At 50.2% G+C, this 21,998-nt stretch carries 18 protein-coding genes and 1 pseudogene; 3 read left to right on the plus strand and 16 right to left on the minus strand.

The genetic code is table 11. The features are described from left to right. From AB7U36_RS03900 to AB7U36_RS03925, 6 genes are all read right to left on the minus strand, one after another. Nucleotides 1-1,462: ATP-binding protein (locus AB7U36_RS03900; protein WP_428158500.1), on the minus strand; the 1,462-nt coding region annotated here is incomplete at its 3' end. Between the two features lie 54 nt (nucleotides 1,463-1,516). After that, entirely contained in the window at nucleotides 1,517-1,957 is a 441-nt protein-coding gene (locus AB7U36_RS03905; RefSeq protein ID WP_428158501.1) for a sigma-54-dependent transcriptional regulator, read from the minus strand. 61 nt (nucleotides 1,958-2,018) lie between these two features. Then, on the minus strand, nucleotides 2,019-3,593 hold the full coding sequence (locus AB7U36_RS03910) for an SLC13 family permease (RefSeq protein WP_428158502.1): 1,575 nt from the start codon (nucleotides 3,591-3,593) through the stop codon (nucleotides 2,019-2,021). Further along, nucleotides 3,590-4,000 carry a response regulator gene (locus AB7U36_RS03915; protein ID WP_428158503.1) on the minus strand — a complete coding sequence of 137 codons (411 nt, stop codon included), beginning with the start codon at nucleotides 3,998-4,000 and terminating at the stop codon, nucleotides 3,590-3,592. Before AB7U36_RS03915 ends, AB7U36_RS03910 begins: the two co-directional genes overlap by 4 nt. Nucleotides 4,001-4,010: 10 nt before the next feature. Then, complete coding sequence (locus tag AB7U36_RS03920) at nucleotides 4,011-4,433, minus strand: response regulator (RefSeq protein WP_428158504.1); 423 nt, start codon at nucleotides 4,431-4,433, stop codon at nucleotides 4,011-4,013. A 29-nt stretch (nucleotides 4,434-4,462) separates the two neighbouring features. Continuing rightward, nucleotides 4,463-5,455 carry a cache domain-containing protein gene (locus AB7U36_RS03925; RefSeq protein WP_428158505.1) on the minus strand — a complete coding sequence of 331 codons (993 nt, stop codon included), beginning with the start codon at nucleotides 5,453-5,455 and terminating at the stop codon, nucleotides 4,463-4,465. 351 nt (nucleotides 5,456-5,806) lie between these two features. Between AB7U36_RS03925 and AB7U36_RS03930 the strand changes: the two genes are divergently transcribed. Then, nucleotides 5,807-7,876, plus strand: coding sequence for an OmpA family protein (locus tag AB7U36_RS03930; protein ID WP_428158506.1), 2,070 nt, complete (start codon nucleotides 5,807-5,809; stop codon nucleotides 7,874-7,876). Between the two features lie 127 nt (nucleotides 7,877-8,003). On the opposite strand, the gene AB7U36_RS03935 is transcribed toward AB7U36_RS03930, so the two are convergent. From AB7U36_RS03935 to AB7U36_RS03975, 9 genes are all read right to left on the minus strand, one after another. Next, nucleotides 8,004-10,493 carry a bifunctional acetate--CoA ligase family protein/GNAT family N-acetyltransferase gene (locus tag AB7U36_RS03935; RefSeq protein ID WP_428158507.1) on the minus strand — a complete coding sequence of 830 codons (2,490 nt, stop codon included), beginning with the start codon at nucleotides 10,491-10,493 and terminating at the stop codon, nucleotides 8,004-8,006. Between the two features lie 44 nt (nucleotides 10,494-10,537). After that, nucleotides 10,538-11,470 carry a universal stress protein gene (locus AB7U36_RS03940; RefSeq protein WP_428158508.1) on the minus strand — a complete coding sequence of 311 codons (933 nt, stop codon included), beginning with the start codon at nucleotides 11,468-11,470 and terminating at the stop codon, nucleotides 10,538-10,540. Nucleotides 11,471-11,534: 64 nt separating this feature from the next. Next, nucleotides 11,535-12,503 carry a universal stress protein gene (locus AB7U36_RS03945; RefSeq protein WP_428158509.1) on the minus strand — a complete coding sequence of 323 codons (969 nt, stop codon included), beginning with the start codon at nucleotides 12,501-12,503 and terminating at the stop codon, nucleotides 11,535-11,537. 10 nt (nucleotides 12,504-12,513) lie between these two features. Further along, nucleotides 12,514-13,428, minus strand: a complete 915-nt coding sequence (locus AB7U36_RS03950) for a response regulator (RefSeq protein ID WP_428158510.1) — start codon at nucleotides 13,426-13,428, stop codon at nucleotides 12,514-12,516. A 28-nt stretch (nucleotides 13,429-13,456) separates the two neighbouring features. Further along, complete coding sequence (locus tag AB7U36_RS03955; protein ID WP_428158511.1) at nucleotides 13,457-13,990, minus strand: YIP1 family protein; 534 nt, start codon at nucleotides 13,988-13,990, stop codon at nucleotides 13,457-13,459. 70 nt (nucleotides 13,991-14,060) lie between these two features. Beyond that, nucleotides 14,061-14,198: a hypothetical protein gene (locus AB7U36_RS03960; protein ID WP_428158512.1), complete on the minus strand. Its 138-nt coding sequence runs from the start codon at nucleotides 14,196-14,198 to the stop codon at nucleotides 14,061-14,063. Between the two features lie 24 nt (nucleotides 14,199-14,222). Continuing rightward, entirely contained in the window at nucleotides 14,223-16,073 is a 1,851-nt protein-coding gene (locus AB7U36_RS03965; protein ID WP_428158513.1) for an SLC13 family permease, read from the minus strand. Nucleotides 16,074-16,096: 23 nt separating this feature from the next. Next, complete coding sequence (locus AB7U36_RS03970) at nucleotides 16,097-16,549, minus strand: response regulator (RefSeq protein WP_428158514.1); 453 nt, start codon at nucleotides 16,547-16,549, stop codon at nucleotides 16,097-16,099. Between the two features lie 13 nt (nucleotides 16,550-16,562). Then, complete coding sequence (locus AB7U36_RS03975; RefSeq protein ID WP_428158515.1) at nucleotides 16,563-18,287, minus strand: sensor histidine kinase; 1,725 nt, start codon at nucleotides 18,285-18,287, stop codon at nucleotides 16,563-16,565. Nucleotides 18,288-18,688: 401 nt separating this feature from the next. Here AB7U36_RS03975 and AB7U36_RS03980 point away from each other — a divergent pair, with 401 nt between their 5' ends. After that, on the plus strand, nucleotides 18,689-19,048 hold the full coding sequence (locus AB7U36_RS03980; RefSeq protein WP_428158516.1) for a YajD family HNH nuclease: 360 nt from the start codon (nucleotides 18,689-18,691) through the stop codon (nucleotides 19,046-19,048). A gap of 43 nt (nucleotides 19,049-19,091) precedes the next feature. After that, entirely contained in the window at nucleotides 19,092-21,779 is a 2,688-nt protein-coding gene (locus AB7U36_RS03985; protein ID WP_428158517.1) for an SNF2-related protein, read from the plus strand. 58 nt (nucleotides 21,780-21,837) lie between these two features. On the opposite strand, the pseudogene AB7U36_RS03990 reads toward AB7U36_RS03985, so the two are convergent. Continuing rightward, nucleotides 21,838-21,998 (minus strand): annotated as a pseudogene (locus tag AB7U36_RS03990) (IS1595 family transposase); the annotation flags it as partial.

Here is a 21,998-nt window from a genome sequence, read left to right on the forward strand (position 1 = left end):
TGCCATGGGCATTCCCTCTTGTCGGCAGTGTGATGGTGAAACAGGTTCCCTGGCCTTCCTGGCTGTCCAGCATCAGACATCCGCCATGCTCGCTGATGATATTAAAACAGATGCTCAACCCCAGACCTGTCCCCTCGTCTTTTGTTGTAAAAAACGGGTTGAAAACTTCATTCTGGATCAATGCGGGGATGCCGGGTCCGGAATCCTGGATTCTTATAACCGCCGTGTCCCTGTTTTTGTTAATGCTGTCCATGGTTTCGGTGATGGTGATGCGGCCGCCTTTTTCCATGGCTTCGCAGGCATTGATGATGATGTTGGCCATGGCCTCCTTGAGCTGTCCGGCATCCAGCAGAACCTCGTCCAGGGGTTCACTGCGAACCAGGTGTACGGTGACACCGTAAGATTTCAGGCGCTGTTCCAGCAGTCTCAGGGTGTTGTCCACCACCTGGGATGGACTTTGTTTTTCCATGGTCAGTTTCGGCGGTCTGGAAAATTCCAGGAAGTTTTCCAGAATTTTGTTGATCTGTCCGATTTCCGTTGAAATGACGCTGATATTCTCCTTCTGGTCACCGGACAACTTACCGGATCGTCCCAGGGAAAACAACCTCATTTTAATTGAGGTCATGGGATTTCTGATGGAGTGGGCCATGCCTGTGGCAAGCCTGCCGACTAGCGCAAGTTTTTCCGACTGCATCAGGGTTTCCCGGCTCCGGACAAGTTCGGCATGGGTCTGTTCGGCATTTTTAATCAAACCGTGGACACTGCTTTTCAGCGCCGTCATTTCGTTGCCTGACACCCGGCCGTCGCCCATTTGATCTGCCTCTGCCGCCAGTTTGCGGATAGGCCCGAGGATGTGGCGGGTGAAAATATAATTGATCAGAAGGCTGAGCAGCACCACGGTGACAATGGCCAGAAGACCGATATATCGCAGATGCCTGGCATCGGTCCGGCTGCTTTCCACGACAAGGTCTATGGACTTTTTATGTGCGGTTTTAAATTTTTCACATAGCTCAAAAATTTTGAAAAAATTTGCCCTGACCTCCCGGTGAAGGGCGGCCCCGGCACCTGGGTCGCCCTTTTCATACAAAGTCAATGCCCTGTCCTTGGCCTCAATATAAGCCGTATACATGGATTCAATTCTGGCAATCGCCTCTTTCTCCCAGGCCTTTGTGACCAGGGGCTTGGCGCAGGCCAGCTGGCTTTCAAAATCCAGTTTGAAGTTAGCCAGCTGCCTGAGCCATTCGGGATTCTTGTCCAGTAGATAATAGGACAGATATCCTTTCTGGTTGAGCAAAGAGGTTTCAAGGGCTTCGGCGGCCTGGTACACAGGGATATGTCGTGCAATAATACCGGTGAACAAGTCTTCTGTCTTATAGGTATACCAGATCATGGTAATGGTTCCCATGACCGTTATTCCTAAAAGTACGGTATTGGCAAGATATATCCTTTGTTTCAGGCTCATTAATGATCTCTCCTTATTGCTTTTCGGTCATACCACACAAAGGTAAAAATGACATTAAATATCCCCGGATCGACGCAGAAGAAGCCGGGCTTCAGCCTTGCGGATGCGTTCTTCCTGTTCGTCCTTGCGCTTCCAGGCATTGGCCAGTTTGGTGCTGATATCCTCAAAATCCGCCGGTTTCATCAGGTAGTCAAAAGCCCCCTCTTTCATGCCTTCCACAGCGGTCTCCGTGGACCCGTGACCGGTGAGAAGGATCACTTCCACCAGGGGATGGCCTGCCTTGATTTTTTTCAAGGTCTCTATGCCGTCCATGCCGGGCATGCGGATATCCAGGATCACCACGTCGATCTGAGTTTTTTCAAGCAGGTCAAGAGCCTCCTGTCCGGAATAAGCGGCAGACACCTTTTCCCCCTGCCGGGTGAGGCGCAGGGAAAACATCTCTACAAAATCTTTTTCATCATCAACGATCAATATTTTTACCGGTATTTTTACCATGGGTTTTTCTCCTTAAAAAATGTATGAAAGAATTTGTGATTGGTTAATCAGAAAACGCCTCTTATATTAGACCCAAAAATTTCCACCAGGTGCATACCACGCCCACCAGGATCAGAAGCAGGGTTGGCGTTGCCACAAGACCCAGTTTGGTCAGATCCGAAGCTTTAAAGTACTTATATGAATAGGCAATGGCGTTGGGCGGGCAGCCGATGACCAGCAGCATGGCAAAGGATGTGGCCATACCGAGGCCCAGGGCCAGGATGGTCGGGTTGACCCCTTCAAGCTGGGCCATGGGAATAACAATGGGCAGAATTAACGCCGCTGCCGCCACATTGGCCATGGCATTGGTAACCAGGGCCCCGAACACGCCCACACCCACAAAGAGCACCAGCCATCCTTTGCCCTGGATCAGCGGGAAGAACAGGTTGGCAAAGTAGTCTGCTGCGCCGGAATATCCCATGGCAAGGCCCAGGGAAATACCGCCGCCAAAGATGAACAGAGCCGTACCCCACTCCAGGTTGTCGTTGATGTCCCGCCATTTAAGCACGCCGAACAATACCAGGCAGGTTACGCCCACCATACCGGTGACGGAATAGTCAATACCGTGGATGCCCTTGGTGAGCCATGACACAAAGGAGAGGGCAATAATGATCAGTGCTTTTTTCTCCACCGCTGTCATGGGACCTAGATCCTCATCAAAAACCGGCAGCTTGAATTTGGGGTCTGGCCGGTAAACCAGGTAGGCGACCAGAACAGCAACGGGCACGCAGATAATGGCTGCCGGCATACAATACTTTATCCAGTCAAAAAAGGTGATTTCAATGCCGGTGAACTCTTTTAAAAATGCAGCGGACACCATGCACCGGCCGCCGCCCACCAGGGACCCCATGCCGCCGCAGGAGCAGGCAAAGGGCAGGGAGAGCATCATGAATTTTGCCGTGTTGGTATAGGGTTCAATGCCCACGGCCCGCATCAGGGGCAGCATGGTGACAATGCCGACGGCGCAGGCGGCTGCATCGTGCATGAAAGCGGACGCAAGGCCCAGGCCCACGGCAATGATAAAGGTGAACCGGGTTACGGAGTTGCCCGCTTTTTTGATAATAAAATACCCCAGGCGTTTTGTCAGCCCCACCTTGTCCAGGGCAATGGCAAAGATCAGGCAGCACATGATGAAAATAACAACAGGATGCATGTAGGGTGCCCATGCCCCTTTTACATCGGTGATGCCCAGAATCACAAGGGAGGCGCCAATGAGCACCGCCGTGATTTCAAGGGGTATGGGCTCAACCACAAACAGGATAACCAGCACCGCAAGCACGGATAAAAACCGTTTCGCCTTGGGGCTCATCCCGTCCACATAATCCACAGTAACGTCTGAAAGGCCCATATCCTTGGCCTGGCCTGCAAGGTATTGTACCCGGGCCTGGTCGGTGCCAGGAGCCTTGGCCGTCAGAATAACAGGCTTTCCCGGTGCTGTTTGCTGGGTTGAAAAATATTGAGCAACGGACTGGCTCAATTGGTCTGCGCCGGTGCCGGAAAGTTTAAATTTTGTCCCTTCCGGCCTGGGCAGAATAAACACGATTACACCTATCAACACCGCTACTGTTAGTTTGAATCCGCTTGATTTGAATATCATTGGTCTGTTTCTCCGTTCTGTTTGTTTTTGGCCTGCCGCGCCAGGTTGATTTTTTCCATTAATTCGTTCAGTTCGCAGGGTTTTGTCAGGTAATCAAAGGCGCCTAATGTCATTCCGTCCTCTGCGGCTGTCCTTGAACCGTGTCCGGTCAGAATGATCACCGGCAGGTCCGGGGCCATTTTCCTGACAATTTTCAACACCTCAATGCCATCCATATCTTCCATCTTCAGATCCAGGACCATGACATCAAACCTGGCTTCACGAAGGGCTCGCAGCGCTTCAGCACCGGAATATGCCTTGACTACCTTAATGCGCCGTCGGCCTAGCCGGTTAGTGAGCACATCCACAAATCCTTTCTCATCATCCACCAGAAGCAGACGGGTATGGGGTACGGGGGTGGCTTTCATTTTCATTTTTCTAAACCATGCGGCCGGTGATTTCCTTGGCCCTGGCCTCCATGATTTTCTCCTCATGTTTAAATTTTTTGCTAGCTGCCTCTTCAATTTTATTAATGAGTTCTTCCAGATTGCAGGGTTTCATCAGGTAGTCGAATGCGCCGCGTTTCATCCCTTCAATGGCACTTTCCACTGTGGCATGTCCCGTGAGCATGATCACTTCCACCAGCGGATTTTCGTTTTTAATGGCCTGAAGTGTTTCAAGTCCGTCCATGCCGGGCATCTTCACGTCAAGTACCACCACATCCGTGTTGGTGTTTTCTGACAGAAAGCCTATGGCGGACTGCCCGTCATAAACGGCATCTGCTTTGAATTCGCGTTTTTCAAGCCGTTTGATCAGGGTGTCCAGAAAGGCTTTCTCATCATCGACAAATAAAAGTTTCATCTGCAAAGTCTCCTAAATGGTTTAAAGGTTTATATGAAACTAGAGACAAGAAACAGGAAACAAGAGGGCGAAGCGCCTGGAGCGCCCATTTTAGCCCTGCATGTTGATGTCTTTAGTTTCATTGTTTGTTGTGGGCCATGCCTGGGTATGAAGACCAGGGACGGCCCGTGGCCGTTATTGAGCGTATGATCGTGTTTGAAAATGGTTGGATCCGCAATAAATGAAGGGATGGCTCCCGTGGTTCCAGAGCGGGGATGGGTCTGAAGTTCGCCCTTGGCATTGACAATGAATGCCGTACCGGTTCTGCCGATCTGGGCGTTTCCCACCAGACTGTTAAAGGCTGTAAAATTAATGGAGGATTTCAGAATATAGGTGCGGCCCTGGGCGGACAGCTTGACTGCGATGATGAAATGGGGGTGGCCGCGAATTCCTGCAAACACATCGGAAATAGAATAGGGGTTCTCTTTGGCCTTTAAAAAACAGGATGCTTCGCTGTAATCGGCATTGATAAGGCGGAAGGGGCCTTCATAGGCAAACTGAATGCCATCTGAATCCACAAGGCCCGGATCCGTAAACACATCTCCGTATTCGTTTTTGTGTTCAGATAGTTGTGATGTCAGGAACTGCTGGGCCATTTGGAGATCAGTTGTGGGCAGCAGTGGGGCCAGGTAGCGGATATTACACGGATGCTGGGGAACGCAACATTCAGATTGATACGGCAGCAGCCGGGCCAGATAACGGACATTACCCAGGTTTTCCGTAAGAAAGGCATCAATGTTCTGGATGTGCTTGAGCACCAGTTCGCAGATAGGAGCACTGATCTTGTCAGAATAAGTCAGATGACACTGCCGGCACAGCATGCCCGAGATCAGCATCATGGGGATAATGGAAACCAGCAGGATACGGATTCTGACATTCCGGGTCAGTACCTGATAAAGTTCTTTTCTTTTAGCTATGGGCTCGTGTGTAATATCAATCTCCTGTGAGGCCGTTTTATCCGGCTCAAGTTTTTTTTTGTGCACAAAGAACATCAAGATATATGCCAGATGAACAAAAAAACTAAAAATATAGATTAATGCTTTGAAATGATAAGATAATTCAAAAATCGTGTCAGGTGGTCAAAAAGGTTGTCGCCTGTCACGGTTTTTTACAGTATGTAAAGATATTCTTACTTGATGCAAATAATAATTTCACTTTCTCTCGGGGCAAGGGTGACTATCTGCAGTTCATTTGAATTAGAGATATCTTGGCCGAAAATTGAAAATCCGTGGCCAAACAAATCCGTGGCCAAACCATGATGAATTGTATTTGACTTTGACTCCAGGAAGTATAAGATTCGGAACATCCCTTAGACTCTTTAATGGAGATGTCCGATGCAATCAAAAATAATTGTTTCAGCACTGATAGCGGCAGTATGTCTGGTATGGTCAGGGATCTGCCTGGCCTTTGTCCCGGAAGGTGAACTCCATATCCTTGTTCCCGGCCGAGACGGAAAAATCTCTTTCCAGTCCATTGACGAAACCAAGGTCCTGGTATCGGTCCTGGACAGCCAGGACAAGCCTGTCAAGGATCTCATGGCCAAGGATTTTGAAGTGACCAAGGGAGGCATCCCGGCCAACGTCCTTTCCGCAGAGATACTAAAGACCCGGCTGGATGTGCCCATCAGCTATGTGCTTATGGTGGACAATTCCTTTTCAATGGAGGAAAGAAAGGCTGTTCAACCCCTCCTGGCGGCCCTGGATGAGTTTTTAAAGATTGTCCGGCCCATTGATGAGGTGGATGTCGTGGTCTTTGACCGGAAGGGTGATTTCCCGGTGGAGGGCCACCATCTGAGGCTTGCCACCCTTAGATCCAACAATGTCCCGGAACTTAAAAAATTTTTTGAAAAAAGTTTCAAAGAGGGCATGACCGGTGAAACTTATCTATATGAAGGAATTTTGGGTGGGCTGGATCTGATTTCGAGAAAGCCTGAAAAAACCAATAAATTCCTCGTGGTATTTTCCGACGGAGAAGATCTCAACAGCAACATCAAAAAAGAGACCCTCGGTCCGAAATCCAAAGGACTCAAAAATTTCAAGGCGTTTTCCATTGATTTCATGCCAGGCGAAACAAAGGATCAATTTCTGGACGCCTTTTCCCAAAATCTGGACGGCAAATCCTGGAAAGCTAAATCCGCTGACAATCTTCTTCCCATCTTCCGGAACATCTCCACCACCCTGCTTTATCAGTACGTGGTGGAATACAATTTCAATCGGCCGCCCCAGGCATCCCTGGCAGTCAGCCCCGCTTCGGTCTCCATTGAGGATTTGACCATCATTGACAGCTCCCCCCTGCTCAACTACATTTTTTTCGATCTTGGCCAGAGCAGCGTTCCGGACCGGTACCGCCGCCTGAAAACCCAAGGCGAGGCTGGTCAGTTCGATGAAAAGATGCTGGAAGATACCATGGCCAAGTACTATCATGTACTCAACATCATCGGAAAACGCCTGACCGTGAATCCCGGTGCCACCATCGAATTGGTGGGCTGCATCAGCGACCGGGGTCCGGAAAAGAACAACCTTACCCTTTCCCGGGCCCGGGCGGAAAGCGTGAAATCCTATTTCCAGTATATCTGGAACATCGATCCCTCAAGGATGACCATCACGGCCCGGAAACTTCCGGAAAAGGCCAGCACCGGCAATGTCGAAGAAGCCCGGGTGGAAAACCAGCGGGTTGAAATCCGTTCGGATTCTCCGGATATCCTGGACGCCATCAAGAGCACCTATACCTTTCAGATTGCCAACACCAACGAAATTACGGTCCAGCCCAACATCAAGCCCGGGTACGATCTTAAGAACTGGAAGATCGAAATCAAAGGGAACCAGGATTTTTTAAATCTCAAGGAAGGCCAGGGCAACACGGTTCCGAACTATCCCTTTGACCTTGCGGGGTTCGGGTTCGGCAAGATCAGCGCCTTTGAAAATATAAGCGTTACAGCCTTTCTGACCGATATCACTGGTCAGACCTTTGAGACGGATCCTGCTGTGATTCCGGTCAGATATACCAGGCGGGTGAAAGCCAAGTCCCAGAGAAATGAGCAACGGGTGATGGAAAAATACGCGTTGATTCTCTTTGATTACGACAGTGCGGAAATAAAAGAAAGAAACAAGGTCGTTCTGGACCGGGTGGTTAAACGGATACGAGAATTGCCCGATGCCAGGGTTACCATCCTCGGCCAGACCGACATCATCGGAACGGAAGATTACAACCTGGGCCTTTCCCAGCGAAGGGCAAAGTCTGTTTTCCAGAGTGTGACGGAAAAGGCAATCCCGTCATCCGAACGCATTGAATTCAAGGGCAACGGTCCCCATGACCCGCCTTATGACAATACGCTTCCCGAAGGAAGATCCTTTAACCGCACCGTTATCATCACCTTGACGTATCAGACCGCGGAACAGGAATAAACAAACCAGCGCCCTTGATATCAAACCGCGCCGTTTTCAAAAGGTCTTCATGGATTTCGGGAGAGGCGGTGGAGCCACGTCCGTTTGACATAGACCAATAGATCAAAGGGATTGGGGCTTCTCCGCTTTACAAGGTGTAAAGATCCAGTTTTTCGATGTCAATACTAATTTCAATTTCACCCGAGGCCGGGGTGGTGACTTTTTTAAATCCCAGTTTGTCGGCAAGGCGAAGCATCTGTCTGTTTTCACGCAGCACCACACCAAATACCCGTTTCAGGCCGTATCGTTTGGAAAACGCCAGGCAGGATTTCAGAAGGGCCGCGCCGACCCCCTTGCCCTGCCAGGAATCAGCCAGCATGATGGCAAACTCGCCCTCGGTGCCGTTGGCGGTGAATATGATTCTGGCCGAGCCAATAATCTTTTCTCCGGACTGGGCAGGAAACAGCGCCACCAGGGCAACTTCCCGGTCATAATCAATCTGGGTGAGTTGGATCAGCATCCGTCTGGACAAGTGTTTAAGCGGTGTGAAAAAGCGTAAGTACACGGTCTGGGCTGACAGTTTTGTAAAAAAGTCTAGCATGGGTTCGGCATCTTCGGGCTTCACCGGACGGATGAGCACCTGTTCACTCTCCTGGGTGGTATACAGCTGTTCCTGCCAGGCCGGATACGGGCTGATGATCAGGTGGTCCGGCGCTGCTGCCGGGGGAGAGGCCAGGTGGATGCAGGCGTTAAACCCCATAAGTTGCCCATTGGTGACTGCCACGGGATTGATCTGAAGTTCGCAGATCTGGGGAAAATCGGTGACCAGACGGCTTAGGCGTATTAAAAGGGTTTCCACGAGACTCTGGTCCACGGCTTTGAACTGATGGTGCCCTTTCAACGCTTTGGCTATCTTAGTCGCGTTGATGGCCCGGGCAGCCAGGACTGAATTTAAAGGCGGCAGGGCCAGTGCGATATCCTGGTAGATTTCAGACATTGCGCCGCCCATGCCGAATTTAATGACCGGCCCGAACAGGGCATCAAGTTTTGCGCCGGCATAAAGTTCAAAGTCCGGTGCCTTAGTGCGGACAGGTTTTGTCCGGCTTACGGGTATGCCGTAGGCTTCCAGGACCGTTTTGGTATCGGCGCCACTTAATATGAACTGGTTGTTTTTCAGATGGGATTCAATTATTGATCTGGCCTGCTCATGGTTGATCTTCAGCTTGATGTCGCGCCTGACCGGTATTTCGCTGAGCATGTCAATATTGCGGCTGTGCCTGTACAATCCCACAAATGCGTTCACCGCTTTTTCCAGGGTGTCATAGGTCAGCACTTCTTTTTCTTTGAGAATCTGCCGGGCTTTGTCCATGCTTGCCCCGCCCAGCCAGGCCGTAAATACAGGGCAGGGCAGGGAGGCGATCTGGCCTGCCAGGCCCTGGGCAAGATCAGCCGGGGCAAAGTGCCCCACTGGTGAATGGATCATGAGGATGCCGTCCACCTCCGGTGCCTGGGCTGCAATGGTAACGGCCCGGACAATCTGGACACAGGAGGCATTTGCCAGGACATCCACAGGATTGGTTTTGCTCCATGCTTTTTCAAGGGTGGCTTCCAGAGCCTTAATGGTTTGAGGGCTGAGCACCGCCGGGGTAAGGCCAAAGGATGAAAGGGCATCCACCGCCATTACGCCCGGACCGCCGGCATTGGTGACAATGGCCAATCGTCTGCCCGTGGGCCGATGATGTTTTGCCAGAATCCGGGTAAAGTCAAACAATTGTTCAAGCGTGTCCACCCTCAGGATGCCTGCCCGTTCAAAGGCAATGTCATAGACTGCATCTTCTCCGGCAAGTGCGCCGGTATGAAATGAGGATGCCCAGGCCCCGGCTGCCGACCGCCCGGATTTCAGACAGATGATTGGCTTTATCCGGGAGACTGCCCGGGCTGCGCTCATAAAGTTTCGGATCCGGGCTATGTTTTCCATATACATGATAATACTGTCCACATCCCTTTGTTCGCCTAAATAATCAATCATATCGGCAAAATTAACGTCCAGCATGGATCCTAAATTGACGATATGGCTGAACCCCAGATTTTCCCTTTCAGCCAGATCCACGACCGAGGCGCACACGGATCCGGACTGGGACAGAAAGGCAATTCGTCCCTTGGCCGGGGTGCCCGGCATATGGGATGCATTCAGGTTAAACGGGGGATGGGCAATGCCCATGCAGTTGGGGCCGATGATGCGCATACCGCTTTGCCCGGCAGCAGCCTTGATCTGCAGTTCAATCCGGGAACCCTGGTCCCCTGTCTCCCTGCCCCCGCCACTGATGACCACGGCACCTGCTAGGCCTTTGTCTGCGCACGCTTCAATGATCTGGGGGACCTGGTCGATGGGCGCTGCCACTAGGGCCAGGTCTACAATGCCCTGAATGTCACTGACATTTTTTGCGGCAGGCAGATTCATCATTTTGGAATGATATAGTCTGGAATGATCTATGTTGACAGGATAAACAGCGCCCTTAAACCCGCCCTCAATGATGTTGCTTATCAGGGTATGACCCATCTGGCACTGTTCGTCGTCGGTCCCGATTACAGCAATGGAGCCGGGATTGAATATTCTGGATAAATTTTGCGTCCCCATTTGTCCTTCCTTTATTAACCTGTCGTTAAATCATTGGGCCTAGGTCATGGAATCAGCCAAATTGTAAATTTTCTGGACGCGTAAATAATTTTTCTGGGGATTCGTCCCAGATTGAAATTTTCAACATCTGACACGCCCCTGCGGCTCATGACAATGGTGTCGCATTCTGCGGCCCGGGCCGTGTCCAGAAGCGCGCCTGCCCGGCTCTCAGCACCCTGGACAAGACGGGTTTCGATCCGGTCTTCCGGGATTCCCGCCCGGGTCAGAATCTCTTTTGCCGTGGCCAGGCCATCATCAAGTATTCGTTTGGCTTGAAGAGACATGTCTGCAAAGGGGTCCTGGCCTTCAGGCACTGAATTTGTAACTGTGGTGCGCATGATCGCGCAAAGAAGAATATGGCAGTCAGTTTTTCCCATCATATCTGCAGTGAACCGGACCGCGTGCATGGATCCTGGGGAACCGTCAACCGCGATGCACAGGTAGTGGCGGATCTCACGGGTTCCGGCAATAATTAAAGGAATGGAGTCTGCTTTTTCCACCAGCTTGGCAGCTACGCCACCCATGGTTACGCCGAGAATGGAGTTTGCACTTCCCTTTCTGCGGATGACAAGACAGTGGTATTCATTGTTCCTGATTTCGTTGAGAATGCCCCTGGCAACCCCTTTTTCCCGGCTGGAAAGCTTGACCCCGATATTTCCGGGCGCATAACCGGCGGCTATCATTTCCTGGCGTGCGTCTTCCAGGAATTGGGTCATTATCTTTTTCTGGCCCATTTCCCAGGCCTTTACCTGGGATACGGCAATCTTACTGAAGGAATCCCGGGTCAGATCATAATAGGCTTCAGGCACAGGCGTTGTTATGTTGAATAAGGTTACCTGCCTGTTTCTAAATGGTTTGAAGCTGCACAGATAGTTAACGGTCCTTTCCGCACGTTTTGAGCCGTCAAGGGTAACCAATATTTTTTTCTCGTCTGACATGGGGGCTCTCCTTTGGAAAATCCCGGGCCGGTTGATTCTGCCGGGCCCGGGGGGTTCCTTTTTGTTAATGGATGATATCCGGGCCTAAACGAAGCACAGGCACCGGGCTGTGACGAAATATTTTTTCTATGGTGCTGCCCAGGCTGAATCTGGCCGAACGGCTGCGCCCTTTGGGGCCCAGGACCAGAATGTCGGCGCCAAGATCCTGTGACACCGAAAGAATCTGTTCGTAAGGTACACCCGAATCAATGGAAATCTCTATTCCGTCAGTGCTGCTAAGTCCGGCCGTCTTTATCTGGTCGGCCAGAAGGTCATGCCGCCGCTGTTTTTCCTTTAACAAAAACAGTTCTAAGTCAAATGTGTTTTCAGGAATGTAGTGGGACTTTACCCAAGAGATTTCCTTGGTGCTGATGCAGTTGACTACATGCAGTTTTGCCCCACTGATTTTTGCCAGCCACCCGGCCTTGTCCAGGATAGCCGGGGACCAGGGAGAAAAATCAACCGCCGCCATAATGATGCGGATTTTTCTGGCTTCGGGTGTGGCCTTCCCTGAGTACATGCGTTTGAAAATATGTTTGTCCCTGACACTGAGCAACGGGGCTGTGCAGTAACGGAACACATATTCCGCAGAACTGCCCAACATGAAACTGGACAGGTTGGACCGGCCCTTATTTGCCATGACAACAAGGTCCGGGCCGATGCGTTCAACCATGTTAAGAATTTCATCTGCCGGATGTCCCATTGAGATGTGGATCTCCGTTTTGTTGATAAACTGCGGGAATCGTTCCATGATCAGTTCATTAATCTGGGTTTCCCGTTTCTCTTTGAGTTCGTCCAGATATTCCTTTGTATCTTCCCTGCAGTGGTATATTGTCCCTGTCATGAACACCGGGGTGGCCTCCCTCAGGGGAATAACGGAACAAATGAAGACCTTGATATCTCCTTGCTGTGCCAGATCGAAGGCATAGCCCAGAGTCATGGGAGAATAGTCGGACAGGTCGATGCAGGCCATAAGAGTTTTGATGTCAGTCATCGGGTGCTCCTTACTTTAATCTTGGGGGAATCAGGTGTTTTCCCATTTCAAAAAACAGGTCCTGTTCCCTGATCACTCCTGCGGGCTTGCCGTTTTCAGTGACGATCAGACGGCGCTGGTTTTGGTCCACCATGATCCAGGCCGCTTCCATCAGGGTGGATTCCGCATCAATGGACACGGGTACCGGAGACATCACCTCACTGATGGTCAATGTGCGGATCTGTTCCACTGCGCTTGTGAACATCCCCCGCCAGAACATGGGGGAGTATTGGATGGCGTCTGCCATGGCCGGTTTGGTTGAGGTCAGGTAGCCGGGCAGAATCCGCTCCAAAAGGTCGCAGATCGTGAGAATGCCTTTGATCTGCATTTTCTTGTCCATGACCAGTATGGACCTGTGGCCGGTTTCCATGATCAGGTCCGAGGTCGGAAGCGTTACAAAGGAGGCTTTAAGTTCCTGGACAGATTCGGCAATGGTGGCATCCTCGTCAATAGTGGTATACGCACTTAAGGGGATCATGGCCGAACCCACCAGGTCTTCTTCGGTTTTTCCCGTCTGTTGTCTACTCCGGCATGCTTCCCGGATTTTATCGGACAAAAGGTCAATGTCACAAGGCTTTGCCAGGTAGTCAAAGGCGCCTAATACCAGGGCCTGTTCTGCCGAATCCTTATCTCCATGGCCCGTGAGCATGATCACGGGCAGATCAGGTTGTAATTTAATCATTTTTTCAAGGACTTCGTGCCCATCCATGCCGGGCATGCGGATGTCCAGAATGGCAACATCCGGCGACTGATCCAGGCATTTTATGGCCTCGGCCCCGTTTTCCGCAAGAATGGTCTGGAACCCGTTGCGCTCCAGAATTTTGCGCGTTGTTTCCCTGAATCGTTTTTCATCATCAACCATTAAGACCTTTATGGGTTGTTTCATTTTATATTGCTCCTATTTAAAATATTTTTTACACCCGGCCGGTGACCGCTGTTACGGCCGAATAAATCAGGCACCACTGGACAGGCACAGAAATCAAAAGAACGAGAATAGCCCGGACTTTGGACAGGCCGCAGCTTTGCCGGAATCCCGTATAGACCAGCCAGTATTTCCACGGCTCCGTAAACCAGAGCATGAAAGGCAGCCATGAGATGAGCATGGTAATTCCCGACGCATAGGCATAAAGCCCGAACACCAGGGAAAAGCCCTGCTTTTTGCCGTCGGTCATCACCATGGTGCAAAAGCCCGTAACCGCGCTGATAAACACCATGCCTGCCGCATTGATAAAATAGATCAATGCCATGACCGCAGGGGATTGGGGACCAGGGCCTGTAAGAAGTCCTGCACCGGCATAGAATCCGGCACACAGGGCTGTAAACCCTAGGGCTCTGCCCAGGGTGTGGACCGCAGGCAGCTCTGCAAAAAACAGGACCGGTTCGATGAGCAGCCGGATTACACCCTGGCTGTAGAATTTCAATGCCGAAAGTGTCCCTGATCTATTCATTTCATCCTCCTTAGGCGAAAAGGCGTATCCTGAAAGGCTTTTCACTGGACTATCCTCCATAAACCTTTGTTTAAAACAGTTTGCTTATAACTCCTGCGGCAAGTATGATAAGCGTCATGTAGAAGAAAAAACGCTGCTCACTCTTTTTTGAAAAATAGATTCTGCTTTTGTTTGTTTTCGGTTCAGTTTTTGATGAAGTCTGTGTCATTTTGTCCTCCTTTTAAATCTTCTATCAGAATCCGGGCATGGTGCCGAATCCTCTTAACGTCCAGTATACGCCGGTGAGAAGCAGCAGTACGACATTGGCAAGGAAGAACAAAGGAATGCCTGCCCGCAGATAATCTTTAGGCTCAAGGTAACCGGATGCGTATACAATGGCGTTGGGTGGTGTACCAATGATTAGACAATAGGCAAAGGACGATGCGATGGCGGTGGCCATGGCCATGAAGGGCAGATAGGTGGTGCCCGGATGAACCATGCCGGCCATGTTCAGGGTGATGGGGCCTACGGATGCAGCCGCAGGACCGTCGGCCATGAGGTTGGTCAGGATAGCGGTTAAACCGTTGGAAACAGCCATCAGCGGCAGGCCGGAATCCATGCCAAAGGGAGACAGGAATTCAATAACCGTTCTGGCCAGCCAGTAGGCAGCGCCTGTTTTGTCCAGAACCCGGCCAAAGATCATGGCACCGGCATACAGCCACACGACGCCCCAGTCCACCTTTTCCTGGTAGTCGCGCCAGTTGACCACGCCGGCGATGATATAGGCCATCGCGCCGGCCACGGCAATGGTGCCGATGCCCATACGCACGGGGTAGATGCCTAGCTGGAAGAATGCCTTTTCAGTAAACCAGCCAAAGACCATGACAAGGAAGATGATCAGGGCCCAGATTTGTTTGCTGTTCCAGCTGCCCATTTTTCCGATCTCTCTTTGCAGATGATTCATGGCAGGCGCAAGATCTACTATTTTAGGCCGGAACCTGATATTGACAATGAACCAGGTTACGGGGATCATGATAATAAGGAAGGGGAAGCAGTAGGTGACCCATTGGAAATATCCGATATCCACCCCGAACATGTCGGCCAGATAAGTCATCATGATGACGTTTCTGGCACCGCCGGAAGGCGCACCAGGACCGCCGATGTTACAGGCCATGGCAATGGAGATCATCAAAAGTTTTGCAAGCTCCATGTCTTCGGGAACCTCATCGGTCAGGCTGTTCTGATAGAGCAGCATACCGATGGGCAGGAACATGGCTGCCAGGGCGTGGTCGGAGATAAAAGCAGCCAGCGGTGTAATGATAAGAAAGAAAATCAGGGTAATCCACTTGGTGTTGGGCACGGCCAATTTTTTGAACATCATCAGGCAAACGCGCTTGTCAACGCCGGTTTTTACAAAGGCGGCCGCAAACATCAGCGACCCCATGATAAACCAGCAGGCATCGGACCAGTAAAGCATGGCCACTTCCGAGTATGAAGTCACACCGGTCGTGACCACGATCAGACCGATACAGAAAGCCACTGCCGGCAGGGGGATGCACTCAGTCAGGAAGCAAAGAACAACGAACGCGCCCATGGCCACAGATACTTTGATATGCCAGGCGCCTTTGTCCGCAGCCTTTTTATCGGAATCGTTCAGGTTTTCGTATTTTAAACCATCTTTACGAAGTTCCATGGCAGCTTTCATGGTAGCCAGATAGGTTTCCTCCGGCACCTGTTCTTTTATGTATTCCGTGGCCCGTTTAAAGTTGGCTTTGTCAGTGGGGATTTTATACTTTTTGCACCATTTGGCATCCCGTTTGAGGAACCGGTTTTTGGTCAAGGCGCCGATGCGCATATTCTGTTCCATGATCTGGGTGGTGAGAACCTGCCACTGCTCAACATCTGAGCTGTCCTTCTGGAAAAGCTCCTGGCTGATGAAATTGATAACCTTTGGAGTGCCGATCTGGTACTCCATGCCGACGTCCTTCATTCCGCTTGGCGTGGGAATGAGTAAAAGTATCAGCAAGAGGGCAACAGGAATAGAAAAAAACTTCCAGTCTATATATTTGTCATACCCGGTGACTTTCTTCTTTTCTGGTTTCATTTAATAAACTCCTTGTTTTCGTATTATTCGAACCCCTCTTTAAGAATTTCACGGGGGGATTTCAGATATTGTTTGGCCTGGGCAGAGCGGATTTTTTCTTCCTGGTTCATGCGTTTCTGGAACGCCAGCTCTGCTTTTTCAATGATCTGTTCAACATCTGCAGGTTTCATCAGATAATCCCAGGCGCCTGATTTCAGACCGTCTATGGCTGAATCCACCGTGGCGTGACCGGTGAGCATGATCACTTCCGTTAACGGGGACATTTCCTTGATATGTTTAAGGGTCTCATTGCCGTCCATTCCGGGCATCTTCACATCCAGAACCACCACATGGATGTTGTGGGCAGTCAGGATTTCAAGCGCTTTTTCCCCGCTTGGCGCTGTCCACACCTCGTAGCCCTTTCTTTCAATGAGTTTGCTGGTGGTTTCAAGATAGCGGGTTTCGTCATCTACCAGTAACAGTTTCATTTTTTCCATCGGTTGTCCTCCTTTAAGACGATTGATTTTCATGTGCCGCAACAAGCTGAATGGAAAACACGGTTCCTTCGCCGGGACGGCTGTCTACGGACATGGTGCCGCCAAAGCTTTCGATGATGCCGAAACATACCGAAAGCCCTAAACCTGTTCCCTTGCCAACAGCTTTTGTTGTGAAAAAGGGTGAAAAAATTTTATCCATATGCTCAGGCTCTATTCCGCAGCCATTGTCTTTAACCTGAATGTCAACCATGGTCCGGCCTTCATTGTCCCGGGTTTGGGCCGCACTTATCTCAATTCTGCCGCCTTGGGCGCCGTGCTGACTGGTAACCGCATGCATGGCATTGTTAACCAGGTTCAGCACGACCTGCTGGAAACGGCCGGGATCGCCCATGAAGCTTGGGGTATTTTCTTCAATCCGGGTGAGGATCTCCACACCGCTGGTACGGGCGGAGTTTTCAACAAGCTTGAGAATTTCGGGAATAACCGTGCCCGGATCCAGGGTGGTGTGCTTGACCTCTTTTTTCCTGCCGAATTTTAAGATAGCCGAGGTGATCTCGTGGCAGCGTTCCACCTGTTTATGGATCTGGTCCACGCTTTCCCTGATATCATTGAAGGTCTGGGGATCGGGGGGGGTGTCTTTGCCCGGGTACAGCTCTTCCATGAGAATTTTGATCAGGGCATATTCACTTTTGATGATCTGCAGGGGATTGTTTATTTCGTGGGCAAATCCGGCTGCCATTTCCCCGATTTCCGCCAGTTGCACAGCCCGGATCAGCTGGCTGCCCAGCTGTTCTTTTTCCTCGTCCAGACGGTCCATGCGCCGGCCAATGGCCTCGGAGGTGAGATAGGCCAAAACCACCAGGGCTGTCAGTCCTAAAATGGCGATGATCACACAGATCTGGACAGCAGAGTAAAGCGCTTTGTAAGCATCGTGTTTTTCCTGGCGTACCACCAGGTACCAGGCTTTATTGGCCAGTTTGGATACCGCATATAAAAAAGGCTGGCCTTTGGGTGACAACTGGAAGGTCTGCTGATTAGCGGAAAACTGATTCTGCATCCACCCAAATGCCGGATCTTTATCAAGAAGGGCGATATCCCCGGACCGTCTGGCGGTTTGGGCTACCCCCTCGTGGTTCAAAATGTAGGCTTCTCCTGTTTTTCCCATGCGCACCCCGGATACCATTGAGTCAAAGAACACGGTATCAATGGTGGCACGCAGCACCCAGGTTTGGTTGTTTTCAGTCCTGCGTACAGCCACAACAAAATGGGGGATCTTGCGGTACCCTAGAAAAATATCACTGATGTAAAATCCCTGGAGCATGGTGTTCCGGAACCAGGGTTCCTGGGTATATTTTTTTCCTGCCAGGGCAAAGGATCCGGAATATTTTAAGTGATTACCTGTTTCGTCAAACAGCCCCAGGTCAACAAAGGCCCGAGACCGTTCCTGCAGACTATGGCAGATGGTGCCGATGGTGCCCTCGGCCATGATATCTTCAAATGTATATGCCCGGGTAATCAGTTCAAGATCGGATTTTCTTTCAAGCAGGAATGATTCAATCATCTTGCGGTGGTCTGTCAGAATTCTCTCCAGGCTGGCTTTTGTGGATTTTTCAAGGGTTGAAGAAAAGAAGTAGAAGCTGATCCCCAAAGCAATAATAAAAGGGATCATGGGGAAAAAAGTCATATTAAGAAAAATTGTTCTTTTCAGCTGCTGTCTGTTTTGTTTTAATCTGCTCAAGATTTGCCCCTTTGTTTCTTGTTGAAAAGAAGGTTCGCTTGTTTGGCACTACATAGAGCAACTATGGTGCCGGATAAAAAACAGGTGTAAAAAAAAGTTTAATATGTTGAAATTAAAGACAATATTTGTTTGAGTACCAGCGCCCCCGGCGGTATTTTAAGCTTGAGTTCGTCGATGGGTTTTTCAATCTGTAAAAAAAACTGACATATTGAAATCAGGAGCATAGGTTTTGGGAACGCCAACTAAGGATGAGAATTTAACTTAAGGGAATATTAAAAAAGGGCCGGGTTGGGCTTCAAAAATTTCATGTTGACGCAACACTTTGGAGAAATTCCGGAGCGCCCTCGGACTATTACACAGTTAGTTATGGACTTGAAAAAACTAGGATAGGAGTGGATTATATGTTAAGTAAAAAAAAGAACCTTGTTCAGAAAGTGTTGGAAGAGCAACAGTCCCGCCAGACCGGCTACCGGGAGCGTGCTCTTAAGATGTTCCCCTGGATCTGTGCCCATTGTGGCCGTGAGTTTGAAGGCAAACGAGTCAAGGAACTCACTGTTCACCATAAAGATCATAACCATGACAATAACCCGCCTGATGGGAGCAACTGGGAATTACTTTGTCTCTATTGCCACGACAACGAACATTCCCGGGACCAGGTCGCCGATGCCTATTCCGATGAAGTGGCCGGGAGCACCGCAGACTCCGGCGGCACCACCAATCCTTTTGCCGGTCTTGGCGATATGCTAAAAGGTAAATTGTAACCCTTTCCAGTAGTGGTTTGAACGTGGCATGAGCAAAGTGTCTATGACAGGCAATATTTGTAAAGGGCAGCGATGGATTTCCGAAACTGAACCTGAATTAGGGTTGGGGATTCTTTTTTCTTTTGACCCAAGAACCTTGACGCTGTTTTTCCCCGGTGCGGACTGCTCCAGAAAATACAGCCGGGCGGCAGCGCCCATTAGAAGAATGCGGTTTCAGCCGGGAGACCGGATCAGCGGAGAAAACGGGACACAGATGACCGTGGAAAAAGTGAAGGAAACCGCCGGAATTCTGGTGTATTTTCAAGGGGAAAAACGGCTTTTCGAGTATGAACTGTCATCGGTTTTAGCCGTGGAAATGCCATTTTCCAAGCTCCTCTCCGGATTTTCCGGAACATCTGGGAAGTTTGATCTAAGATATCGTATCAGATCAGCTCAAGGCGCGTATCAGAAATCACCGGCCAGGGGATTTTTAGGCGGTCAGGTGAATTTGATTCCCCATCAGTTCTATATTGCCGAAGAGGTGTCTGGTCGGTATTTTCCACGGGTACTGCTTTGTGATGAAACAGGGCTTGGTAAGACTATTGAGGCCGGTCTGATTCTCCACCGCCTTCTGGTTACGTCTCAGATTTCAAGGGTGCTGATTATTGTTCCTGATGCCCTGGTAAATCAGTGGTTTATTGAATTGTATCGGAAATTCAGCTTAATCTTTCAAATTTTTGATGAAGACTATTTAACAGGGGCTGCTACGGCTGAACCGGACTTAAATCCTTTTCTTTTGGATCAGCAGGCGATCTGTTCTGTTTCCTTTATCAGCACCTCGGACCATGTAAAAAAGGCGTTGATTGGGGCTGGGTGGGATATGGTGGTCATGGATGAGGCCCACCATATGGCAGATGATTCATCCCTTTATCAATTTATGACGGGTTTGGACGCTGAAACCCAGGGGCTGATGCTTCTCACGGCAACTCCGGAGCAGATGGGACTTGAAACCCATTTCGCTCAGTTAAAGCTTTTAGATCCGTGCCGTTATCATGACTTCTCAGCTTTTGTGCAGGAATTGGACGGGTATAAGGCAGTGGCACAAAAAGTCAGAGAAAAATTGGACCAAGGGCAGTCAGCAGATTCGCTGCTGGACGCCTTTGGACCCGGCAGGGTAATTTTCAGAAACAGACGCCGTACCATCAAAGGCTTTCCTGAAAGACAGGTGCGCCTGATTCCTCTTGAGGGAAAGTGTTCTTTAGAATACGATCTCAGCTGTGATCCCAAGGTCGCCTATCTTGCTCAACTATACCGTACGTTAAAGCCTGAAAAAATTTTGGTGATTTGCCGTTCAAGGCATACAGCAAAGGCGGTGGTCCGGGGACTTGAAGCGCATGTCCGTGTGGATGCGGCCCGGTTCGACGAAAGCATGGATCTGCTTGCCAGGGACCGTCAGGCCGCCTGGTTTGCCGATCCCGAAGGGGCAAGCCTGCTGGTCTGTTCTGAAATCGGCAGCGAAGGTAGAAATTTTCAGTTTGTCCATCATCTTTTTCTTTATGATCTTCCCGTGAATCCCGAACTTTTAGAGCAGCGCATTGGCCGGGTGGACCGCATTGGTCAAACAGAGAAGATTGTCATCCATGTGCCGTATATCCGCAATACCTCCCATGAGATTTTGGCGCTGTGGTATGATCGGGGAATCGGTCTTTTTAAAGAGAACGTCAACGGTCTGCACGCCGTATTCACCCGATTTAAATCCCGTGTGGTTCAATTGATGAAACAGGCAGATGGAGATCTGTCTGGAGCGGCCGATTCTGAAATTCGACAGAACATGACGCGTTTAATCCGTGATACCGCAGCCTTTGTAAAGAAAATTACCCGGAGCCTGGACCAGGGCCGTCATATTCTTCTTGAGCTGAATTCGTTTAAACCGGAACCTGCCAATGCCCTGATTCAGATGATTCAACAGACGGAAAAATCCAAAGACCTTCAGAATTTAATGGCGGATTTGCTGGATGTTTACGGAATTGAAACCGATCAGATCACCGAGGTTTCCGGCAACTTGGTGGTCTCTTTTACAGAGGATCGCATGACCGATGAAAATTTTCCTGCACTGAGCGGTGGTGGAAAATTTGTCACCTTTGACAGGGCCACAGCCATTGCCCGTGACGATCTTGATTTTTTAACCTGGGATCATCCCTTTGTCCGCCAGGTCATGGAGTATTTTATTACCCAGGGAGAGGGGCAGTCATCCGTGGCCAGACTTTCCGGGACAGGCCGGCAGGGCCTGGTTCTGGAAACGCTTTTCCTTTTGGACCTTCGTGATGGGGACGGATCTTTGGCCCACAGGTTCCTTCCATCGCTCCCCATCCGCGTTATGGTTGACCATCATGGAAGGCCGCTGACTTCCGGGGATCTGCCTTCCAACTGGGAATCTTCTCTTATTTCAGATGATCCAGACTGGTTTCTGGATTTACAGCATCTGGTTCGGGACATACTTCCGGACATGCTGGATAAAAGTCAGAACCTGGCTCGAAAAATAGCACAGACGCATCGTCTTGACGGCGCAGCTGAAATGGAGAACGTGCTGATCCGGGAGAGGGATCGCCTGGTCACCCTTTCAAAAATTAACCCCGGAATTTCGGTTAAAGAAGTTGAGACCGTGATCAAAAAGCAGGCGCATTTTAGAACCCTGATCCTGAATGCGAGGCTCCGGCTGGATGGGGTGAGGCTTATCCGGATTTTTGAGTAGTCCACAGCTGACATGACAATGTAATCTGGGTGTAAGGCTCATGTTGCGTTTCAAGGTCTTATTTGACCAAAAGCTCGACAAGCGAATGGAGTAAGGCCTTTCCTCGCTTGCCAGCGTTATGAACGAACTCAAAAAAACCAAGATAAAAAGGGAGCTTCTCCTGTGAAATTCCTCGATGTGGACGCAACCAACCTCGTAGCAGAGACCAGAAGCCTTCCA

The sequence above is a fragment of the Desulfobacter sp. genome (assembly GCF_050177295.1).